Source organism: Desulfonatronum sp. SC1 (assembly GCF_003046795.1).
Classification (GTDB): Bacteria; Desulfobacterota; Desulfovibrionia; order Desulfovibrionales; family Desulfonatronaceae; genus Desulfonatronum.
The window spans coordinates 86,916-95,830 of sequence record NZ_PZKN01000015.1 but is presented as its reverse complement, the minus strand read 5'-3'; the positions used below and the strand labels follow the sequence as shown (position 1 = coordinate 95,830).

Here is an 8,915-nt window from a genome sequence, read left to right as displayed (position 1 = left end):
GGCTGGGAGAAAACGTCTCAGGCCGCCCGGGGGGAGGCGGCCTGAGGGTTTTTGTTCGCCGTGAACAGGTTTCTATGGAACGTGCTCACGAAGTTGGCCGGTGGTTTATTCAGGGTGCAACGCCGCGCGCTAATTGCATTGACCGATGGACCCGAAGGCGCAGACCTTTCCATCGGTCCAGATGGCCTTGCTCAAATCCGCGCCGGTCAGGTTAGCTCCGCTCAGGTCAGCCTCATAGAAATAGACGTCAATAAGCTTGGCGTTCTTTAGGTTGGCACCTTTCAGGTTGGCCCCCTTCAGATACGCGCCTTGCAAGTTGACACCTTCCAGATTGGCATTGCTTAAATTAACCTCAGGGCACCTTGTATAGGCCTGGATCGAGCATCCGTCGATGACTTGCTGGGCCCAGGCCGGAGCGGCCAGGAAAAGTAGGCCGCAGGCCAGGATAACTGATCGGATCATCTTGACTCTCCTTGTTGAACCATGGATTAGGGAAGCATTGGCGGAATCAGCAAATGGTTACGACTGGACCTTCCAGGAACCGTCCGGCATGCGGCAGGCAGTGCCGTAGGCCTGTTCCGTCTTGCCGCCGACTTCGACCTGGGTCACGAATTCGCGGCAGTACTGGCCGTCGGGGCGCTGAAAGGTGTTCACGGGAGTGACTTGGTACTGGTTGCCCGTATCCGGGTTGCGCCACTGAGAGGTTTGCCCCGTGGGCTGGGTTTCCAGGGTGCGATTGACCTGCTGCTGATCCATGCGGTCCATGTAGCCGCCCACGTAGCTGCCCAGGGCCGCGCCGAGGATGGTCCCGCCGATGATCGCCGCGACCCTCCCGCTGCCCGCGCCGATCTGCGCGCCGGCGATGCCGCCGCCGATTCCGCCGAGCAGCCCGCCGCCGATTTGATGGATTTGTCCTCCGCCTCCCTGGGTGCTGCCGCAGCCCGCGGCCAGCAGGGCCAGGATTGCCACCACGGCCAATGATTTCCGACTCGATCTTTTGTGCATGCGTTCCTCCAAAAAAACGTGTTTGCTGGTTTCTCGGGTAGCGGGCTCCGAACGAATGCTCGGGCTATTGCTCGCTTTTCAGTTCCCGCCGCATCAATTCCTGCACGGCCTGTCGCGGGTCCTTGCCCTCGTAAAGAACCTGATACACCTGCTCGGTGATGGGCAGGTCGACCTTGTGCCGACGTCCAAGGGCGTGCACCGATTCTGTGGTCTTGACGCCTTCGGCGACCATTTTCATCTGCCCGAGGATATCCAAAAGTTTGTTGCCCTGGGCCAGTTTCAGGCCGACCTGGCGGTTGCGGGACAAATCCCCGGTGCAGGTCAATACCAGATCCCCCATGCCAGCCAGGCCCATGAAGGTTTGGGCCTGGGCACCCATGGCCACGCCCAGCCGGGACATCTCGGCCAGGCCGCGGGTGATCAGGGCGGCCCGGGCGTTGGTGCCGAAGCCGAGGCCGTCGGAAATCCCGGCGGCGATGGCGATGATGTTCTTCAAGGCCCCGCCTAGTTCCACGCCGCGAACGTCCTTGTTGGTGTAGACGCGGAAGGCGTCCGTGGAGAGCAGATCCTGGATGGACGTGGCCGCGGTCTTGTCCTTGCAGCCCAGGGTGACCGCCGTGGGCATGCCCTGGCTGACTTCCTTGGCGAAAGAGGGGCCGGAGAGCATGGCGAAAACGGGCTTGAGGCCGATAAGGGCATCCTCCGTCACCTCGGACATGGTCCGCAGGGTGTCCAGGGCGATACCCTTGCTGGCGGAGATGACCACCGGCTTTTTTGGGAGGAACTCGCGCACGGTCTTGAGCACCCCGCCGTAAAATTGACTGGGCACGACGAAAAGAAAGAAGTCCGCGCCTTCCGTGACCTGGGCCAGGTCGTCACTGGCGGTGAGGCCGGGGGCCAATTCCAGATCAGGGAGGTACCACGGGTTGCGGCGCTTGGCGCGGATTAGGGAGGCCAGTTCCTTTTCCCGGACCCAGAGCCTAGCCGAGCCGTGCTTGTGCGCCAAAAGGTTGGCCAGGGTCGTGCCCCAACTGCCGCCGCCGAATACCGCTGTTTGCATGATCAGAAGTCCGTTGTGCTGTGGTTTGATGCGCCGGGTTGGGAATCGGTCGCGTTCAGAGGGCCATGGCGGCCCGTAGAGGAAATATGAATTTGTCTACTCCAAGCCATTGACTCAATCAAGTGCGGGCTTGAGCCGCCCACTCAGGTCCTGCTTGAAGCCCAATGGGGCGGCATACGATAGCCCAGGGCAACGTCCCGGGACTGCGGCGACACAACAAGAAAAGCCCTGAAAGGGCGAAACATATGGTAATTCAAAACTGTCTTCGTACTCCCCGTGGCCGCAACCTTGATCAAGGTCAGATTTTTTTTCTAGTAACTGTGACCGGTTGGGAAGCTCGGTACGGGTATCAAAATCTGCTCGTTACGCTGAGTGCCGCCTGGATTGTCTTCAGCGGCAAGAGCAGGGAGAGGGGCTGGTCCAGGAGGGGCACGGCTCCGTAACCGGTATACCACCGTGCGGCACGTTCGTTCTTGGCGTCGATGAGCAATGCCACGCCGCCGACCTGGGATGCCGCCAGCAGGGAGCGCCGACCGGCGGCCAGGAGCAGTTGACCTCCGAGACCGCGGCCCTGGACCGAACGGTCCACGGCCAGTCTGGCCAGCCTGAAGACCGGCACCTCATGACGGGCCAAACCACGTTTGATCAATTTCGGCGTCCGTGCAAAGGCCAGCGAGGCTGGAGCAAGGCTGTAGAATCCAAGAATGGTTGCGCCATCCGCCGCGTTGACCGCCAAAAATGTTTTGGCCCCGCCCAGATCATGGTTTTTGCGGGCATGACGCTGGAGGAACTCGTTTAGCGCTGGCTCGCCGCAATCAAAGCTGTCCCGGTCATGCCCCCTGGCAATGGGCTGCTCATGCCAGGCCGGGACGCTCACGCCCAGTCCGGCAGGGCTTCGGCGGCCCGCAGAATTCTGCTGGTTGGTTTTGGCGGATTTTCCAGCACATCAAGGACATGGAGGCTGTCCCGCTGAGTCAGGGAGACCCGTTCGGCTTGCTGGACAATAGACCGAGCCGCCTCGATCGAGGTGCGGGTGACGAAAGTGGTCAAGTTGGTGCCTTGAATGGCCACGGCCCGCATCAGCAGGGCTTTTTCTTCCGGGGCGATCCGCAAGGACATTCGATAATTGTTTTCAATGGCGGCTTGGGGCATGGGGGGCTCCTATATTGTGTGCGCATTCAAAGCGTACAGAGGCGACTGCGCCTTGTCAATGGTCGACCGAAGGTTCTACAAGTGATCCCCGCATTTTGGCGGACCACTGCACAAATGCCCTTGCCTTCAAAGCACCTTGCGTTCCTGGGTCGAGGTCTCTTTTGGATCGCACGGCCCCAGGGCGTATAGACGGATTTTCGTGCTGCGGGGAAATTCCTTGCGCAGCAGGGTTTGGAGGAGCTTGCGCATTTTTTCCAGGGCAATGTCTTCAAAAAGACCCTTGCCGAAACCATCCTGAAGGACGTCCCAGGCGTTTTCGCCCACCCGTAGAAAAAGCACCCGCCGATTGCGCTTGTAGGTCCGGATATCCAGGCAGTGGCCCAAGGGCAGTTTTTCCAGACGCTCCAGGATGGTGGATACGGCCGAGTTTTTGTCGATCATGGTAGCGTGCGAAGGAGTCGGTGAGGATTATGTAACAGCCCGTTAGGGGCCAATGAGGCAAATGGAAATCTTGTCCAGGGCGTCTTGGCGAACCCAGTCCCATTTTTCCCTGAACAGGCGGTCGCTGCGAAACAGGTTGTTCTCTTGGGCGCGGGTCAGAAATCGGTCCAGCTGTCCCGGTCCTCCGTTGTACATGGCGTAGAGCATTCCGGCCTGGAGGTCCAAGGTCCAAGCCGCGTCAGGAGCCTTGCGCATCCTGGGGCGGGCGTATTTGGAGTGGTAGAGGTCCAGGATTTCGGCCCCGACCTGGGAGTTGTAGGCGATGTCCCAGCGCAAACGGGTCTGGTCGTAGAGGCCGCGCCAGACTCGTTCGTTGATCTGCATGATCCCCACCGAGGTGTTGTTGTAGGACCGGATGTACATGATTCGGTCCCCGGATGTCGTGAACTGTCGGAAACAGCTTTCCTGCCAAGCCGTGGCCAGAACCAGGTCGTGAAAAAAATCGCGGTGTCCGGCTGGCCGTTCGGTTTTGTCCAGAACCTCGCCTGTGCGATCTCTGAGCACCCTGGTCACTCGATCCATATACGTTTCCAGGTCGCGCGCCCGGAAAATCCACTGGGCAAGATCGGCCTCCAGTTCGGCCGGAGGGAACTCGGCCTGGGCGGTGCCTATGAAAAACGCCGCGAGATGGTCCTGGAGAAATTTCAGGCTCCGGGACCACGGAGAACCCGGCGGCGTCGATTCCCTTCCGGAGTCCTCGTTGCCCAGCCCGTTGTCCAGTCCCCTGTCCAACTCCCTGTCCAACCCTAAGACGCGGCGCAACTCCGGAAGCAATTCCGGGCCATACTCCAAAAGGGTCTCCTGCTCGTCCAGCAGCCAGGCCAGACGGATCAGCCCGTCCCGGCTGATCTCCAGCCCCAGGGTCGGACCCAGCTTGTCCAGGGCCAAGAGAGCGTCGGAAGCCGAAAAAAAGGCCAGGTAGCCCAGCAGGGATTCGTTGTCGGCATCCAGAAGGTGGCCGCGAAACAGCGGCCCGAGCCAGGTCCAGGCCTCCACGAACTGGACGCGGACCAAGTCGGCCTGACCCACGGGATCCTCGAGATGATGGGCGAACTCATGGCGCATGCGCAGCAAAACGTCCAGCAGAAGCATTTGCTCGTCGTCCGTAAGCTGTCTGGTCGCCAGGGTCGTGATCAGATGCACCAGGAAAGCGTCCCAGACTTCCCAGGCGACAATGAACTGTTCCAGTTCCTCGTGGGACAGATATGGCTCCAGCCATTCCGGTTCGGGCTGGTACAGTTCGTCGAAAATCGTCATCACGTTCTCCAGGCGCAATCCTTGAGCCTGGATCAGTACGTCTTTCGGACGCAGTCCGTTCAGCATCTCAAGGACTTGCGGCCGATCCGCGTCCGCCAGCATCAGCGGAAGGAAGTCTTGCAACTGCTGTTTGGGCGGGCCCAGGTTCACCGAGACGTCGGCCAATGCCCCCAGAACGTAGTCCTCCACCAAACGCCATGCCAGGGAGGCCAAGCGGGCCGATTGACCGTCCGGGGTGCGCATTTCGGATTTGACCGGTCTGAAACGCAGGGTCCAGTCCTCGGGAGAGATCGAGGGGCGCTGATGCATGACCAGCACCCCGTCGAAACTCAGCGGCAGGACGCAATACCTGCCCATGCTCCGGCCGTAGCGCAGATGAACCTGCGTTTCCATGAGCAACACGCCGCCTTCCTCCCGGAAGCGCGGAGCGGAAACAACGACGCCCTGGCAGCCGTCCTGCTCGTAATATAAGGTCTTGCGTGTTTTCTCCGTATCCACCCCCGCGACGGCTCCCCCTTCCAGAAACGTGTTCCGGACCATGGCGTTGAGCAGCGCATAGTCGAGGGTCATGGGCAGGGTGACCTGCTTGGGCTCGCCCAAGGTGTCGGCGGCCGGAGAGGCGGCGGCGATCAACGCCGTCCAGATCAGCAGGCAACCGCAGAGGGCTGCATATCCGATTCCATGGCGAATTTTCAGCGTCATAGGTTTTTCTCCCCAGCCACGATCCGGAGCAGTTCCTCGGTCATGGTCAAGATTTGTCGTTCACTTTTCCATGAAAAATCGTCGTTTTGCAAGATCAGGTGGGCTTGGCTGTAAAGCGGGCGCAGCATTGGAGGGCCTTGGGACCAAAACGTCTCGTCACTGGCCTGCCGCAGTTTGCGGTGAAAGCCGAACAGGAAGCGGATAAAGGTTTCGGCCAGGTCAGGGAAGGCGCGGGTCAGGTCGGTCCAGGCCGCCAGGGGCTTGTCCCGTTCCCACAGACCGAAGGAACTGCCCCAGAACATCGACCAGAATTCGTCCAGCATGTTCCGGGACGACCGCGTGGCGCTTTCCGGGAGCAGGCGGTTGAGGCGGTACAAGCCTTGGGGCGTTTTGGCGGACAAAAACAGGTTGCCGTTCGCCGTTCTCGGCCTGGCTTCGCCCCGGCCGTCAGGATCGGCCAGGGCATGGACCAGTTGGGCCACGCGGCGGGGCAGGAAATGGTCGTGGCATCTATGGGTTGCGTGGCGGGCTTCATGATGCGCCCCTGGATGTTTGGGGTGGGTGCAACCCCAGCAGCCCGCGCAGCTGATCCGGGCTTGAAGTACATGGTGGCCGGGCTGGTAAGGGCCGGTTTCCCAGGGGTTGACCGGGCCCAGGGACAGGTTGAGAACCCGCAGGCCGGTCCAGGCGGCCAGATGCATCGGGCCGGTGTCCGGCGTGACGAGCAATTCCAGGCTCTGGCCGAGGTCGGCGAGCTGGGCCAGGGTCAGCCGGTCGGCCAGGTTGAGGACGCTGTGCCCGATCTGTTTTTGGACCTTCGCGGCCATGTCCCGTTCAGCGGGGCCGCCCAAGAGGATCGGCCGCAGATCCCGGTGCAGCAGTTCCCGAGCCAGGTCGGCCCAGAAGCGTGGGGTCGGCCTTTTGGCCGGTTCGCTGGCTCCCAGGAACAGACCTATACGGCGTCGGTCTCCCAGACAGGTCCGGGGTTCGGGCCAGCGGGTAGCGGCGATCCGGGACAGAGGAACGCAGTCCAGGGCGTTCAGGTCGGCCCAATGGAAGCGGTTGTGGCGGTTGGCGTGGACCAGTCCGGCCCGGTAGAGGTGCCATGGGCCATGAATACGGCGTACGCCGCTGGTGGACTGCACCGGACCGACGCGGCGTTCGGCCCGGACCTCGCCGGCCAGGGCCGCCGCGGCCCGCTCGTGGCTGAGGTTGACGCACAGGGTGAAGGCGGTTTGGCGTATCTGCTCGGTCGCGGTCCAGGGAAAGTAGGTGGCCGCCGGACTGACGGGCAGCAAGGCCTCGTAGAAGCGCGGCTCGCCCACCACCCAGATCGGATGGCCTGGATGTTCCCGCTGCAACCACAAGAACAGGGGGAAGGACAAGATCAGGTCCCCCATTCGCTGCATCTGGAGAATGAGGATCGGCTTCGCGGACATTATCCGTAAACCGCGAGCATGGTCTTGAGCAGGGAGGTCATCCGCAGGTCGTAGGTATGCTCCCGGAGCACTCGTTCTCGGGCGGCCCGGGCGATTTTCTCGCGGGCCAGGGGATGATGCAGATAGAAGTCGATCAGGTCCGGGATTTCCTCGGGGTCTGAATAGGCCACGACCTCCCGGCCGGGCTCAAACAGCTCGTCCATCTGACGGCGCTGGTCCGTGATCAGAAATTGGCCGCAGGCCGGAACGTCGAAGACCCGTTGATTCACCGCGCCTTTCATCTGCATGCTGGTGCAGTTGAAGTTGATTTCGGAGCAGGGGTAGAACCGGGGCAGATCCGAGTAGTAGCTCAGTTCCGGGTGCCAGCGCCATGCTTCAGGTCGGCCGCGCAGGGCGATCTTCCAGTATTTGTCCCCGGCGATGAGCGGCTTAAAGGGCAGGATGCGCTGGACGCAACGGTTGCGGTACAGGCGGGTGGCCTCCCAGGTCACGGCGGTTTCGAAGGCCAGCCGTTCTTCCACCGATGGCAGGGCATCGAAGCATTGGAAAACCTCTGGGAAGACGATCCGCAGGTGCTCCCGGACGCTGTCGTCCGCTGAATCCCCGAAGGATCGGGCCACCTCGCGATAGGCCAGGAGCATGGGCCGGGGAAAGCGTCCGGCCTTAAGTCTGGCCGCCACCTTGGCCAGCATGGAGTTGCCCACGAAGGAGACCCGGGCCCGCCAGGAATCGGGACAGGACTCGGGGCGGTTCGCGGAGCCGGATGGCGGACGAAACCGGTGGATGTCCGTGCCCAGGGGCAAGTAGTGGACGTGCTCGAAACCCATGGCCCGCAACGAGTCCACGTTGTCCGCGTCCCAGCTGAAGATCGTGGCCCAAGGGCTGACCAAGTTGGTGTAGACGTAGAGCACCAAGTGCGGATTGTCCACGAACCAGGAGGCCAGGGGCAGGCGGCATTTTTCCAGCAGTTCCATGAGTACGCCTTCCCGGTCCACCCCCAGATGGTTGATGGTCAGGACCAGGTCCGGCTTGAACTCCAGAATCGCGGTGAGCAGATCCTGGACGAATTCAGTCCGTCCGGTTTCCCGGGGCGTGAACTCCAGTAACCGGTGGGGTACGTCCATGCGCTGGAAGGCCCCGATCACCTCGCCCAGCAGAAAATACTGGCTGGTCAGCAGCAAGACCCGGGGCGGCCAGGCGCGGCATTTGGGGTAGCTGGCCCGGGCCCAGATGTCGAAGCGGGAGCTGGCTTCCAAGTGAGCCAAGACGACCTTGTAATGTTCCGGGTCCAGGCGGGCGTACAGAGGCATGAGCAACGGACGCAACGGCAATCCGCCATGGTCCATCTGCCAGCGGGTCAAGGCGTCCAGGGCTTCTTCCGGAGTTGAGGCGTCCACCCAGAGAACCCGTGGATCGTCGGCCAAGTCACGGGAGCCGGTCACGGCCTGGATCGCCCTCTCCTTATCCACCACGGCCACGGGGCCGGAAGTGGTTCGCAACAGCTCCCGCAACGCGACGCCCAAACCGCAGCCCAGCAGCACCGGCAGTCCGCGGGACGAAACATCCAGCACTTTCTTGACCAGGTCCTCCTCCCGCCGCTTGCCGTCGCGGCCCCAGAGCCGCCATCGCCGGCCAGAGTCAAATACGATCAGGACGTCCTCCAACGATGAGGGGGAGTTTTTTTCAGGGTCGCCGGGGACGGCCTCGGCCAGATAGAGGGCGGGACCAGGGGGAGTGTCGTGTCTGGAAACGACTGCATTGCTCTCGGACACGGATTGAGGAAGGTCGGTCATGGATGG

At 61.9% G+C, this 8,915-nt stretch carries 9 protein-coding genes; all 9 read right to left on the bottom strand.

The window, feature by feature from the left end:
• Positions 1-129: 129 nt before the first annotated feature.
• A complete protein-coding gene (locus tag C6366_RS09980) occupies positions 130-462 on the bottom strand; it encodes a pentapeptide repeat-containing protein (protein WP_107737539.1) in 333 nt (110 codons plus the stop codon).
• 57 nt (positions 463-519) lie between these two features.
• Positions 520-1,005, bottom strand: coding sequence for an RT0821/Lpp0805 family surface protein (locus C6366_RS09975; protein WP_107737537.1), 486 nt, complete (start codon positions 1,003-1,005; stop codon positions 520-522).
• 64 nt (positions 1,006-1,069) lie between these two features.
• The gene (locus C6366_RS09970) at positions 1,070-2,065 is read right to left on the bottom strand and encodes an NAD(P)H-dependent glycerol-3-phosphate dehydrogenase (protein WP_107737535.1); all 996 of its coding nucleotides are present in this window, start codon (positions 2,063-2,065) and stop codon (positions 1,070-1,072) included.
• Between the two features lie 349 nt (positions 2,066-2,414).
• Positions 2,415-2,942 (bottom strand): GNAT family N-acetyltransferase, encoded by a 528-nt coding sequence (locus C6366_RS09965; RefSeq protein ID WP_107737534.1) that lies wholly within the window; start codon positions 2,940-2,942, stop codon positions 2,415-2,417.
• Positions 2,939-3,217 carry a DUF1778 domain-containing protein gene (locus C6366_RS09960; RefSeq protein ID WP_107737532.1) on the bottom strand — a complete coding sequence of 93 codons (279 nt, stop codon included), beginning with the start codon at positions 3,215-3,217 and terminating at the stop codon, positions 2,939-2,941. Before C6366_RS09960 ends, C6366_RS09965 begins: the two co-directional genes overlap by 4 nt.
• Before the next feature lie 126 nt (positions 3,218-3,343).
• The gene (locus C6366_RS09955; RefSeq protein ID WP_107737531.1) at positions 3,344-3,658 is read right to left on the bottom strand and encodes a hypothetical protein; all 315 of its coding nucleotides are present in this window, start codon (positions 3,656-3,658) and stop codon (positions 3,344-3,346) included.
• A 42-nt stretch (positions 3,659-3,700) separates the two neighbouring features.
• Positions 3,701-5,677, bottom strand: coding sequence for a lytic transglycosylase domain-containing protein (locus C6366_RS09950; RefSeq protein WP_107737528.1), 1,977 nt, complete (start codon positions 5,675-5,677; stop codon positions 3,701-3,703).
• Positions 5,674-7,116 carry a glycosyltransferase family 9 protein gene (locus tag C6366_RS09945; protein ID WP_107737526.1) on the bottom strand — a complete coding sequence of 481 codons (1,443 nt, stop codon included), beginning with the start codon at positions 7,114-7,116 and terminating at the stop codon, positions 5,674-5,676. Before C6366_RS09945 ends, C6366_RS09950 begins: the two co-directional genes overlap by 4 nt.
• Positions 7,116-8,909 (bottom strand): glycosyltransferase, encoded by a 1,794-nt coding sequence (locus C6366_RS09940; protein WP_107737524.1) that lies wholly within the window; start codon positions 8,907-8,909, stop codon positions 7,116-7,118. The genes C6366_RS09945 and C6366_RS09940 overlap by 1 nt, the downstream gene beginning before the upstream one ends.
• Between the last annotated feature and the right edge of the window lie 6 nt (positions 8,910-8,915).

What these genes read in the sequence shown, in the direction of transcription:
- C6366_RS09980 (WP_107737539.1), bottom strand. Translation starts at nt 462, where the DNA reads ATGATCCGATCAGTTATCCTGGCCTGCGGCCTACTTTTCCTGGCCGCT.
- C6366_RS09975 (WP_107737537.1), bottom strand. Translation starts at nt 1,005, where the DNA reads ATGCACAAAAGATCGAGTCGGAAATCATTGGCCGTGGTGGCAATCCTG.
- C6366_RS09970 (WP_107737535.1), bottom strand. Translation starts at nt 2,065, where the DNA reads ATGCAAACAGCGGTATTCGGCGGCGGCAGTTGGGGCACGACCCTGGCC.
- C6366_RS09960 (WP_107737532.1), bottom strand. Translation starts at nt 3,217, where the DNA reads ATGCCCCAAGCCGCCATTGAAAACAATTATCGAATGTCCTTGCGGATC.
- C6366_RS09955 (WP_107737531.1), bottom strand. Translation starts at nt 3,658, where the DNA reads ATGATCGACAAAAACTCGGCCGTATCCACCATCCTGGAGCGTCTGGAA.
- C6366_RS09950 (WP_107737528.1), bottom strand. Translation starts at nt 5,677, where the DNA reads ATGACGCTGAAAATTCGCCATGGAATCGGATATGCAGCCCTCTGCGGT.
- C6366_RS09945 (WP_107737526.1), bottom strand. Translation starts at nt 7,116, where the DNA reads ATGTCCGCGAAGCCGATCCTCATTCTCCAGATGCAGCGAATGGGGGAC.
- C6366_RS09940 (WP_107737524.1), bottom strand. Translation starts at nt 8,909, where the DNA reads ATGACCGACCTTCCTCAATCCGTGTCCGAGAGCAATGCAGTCGTTTCC.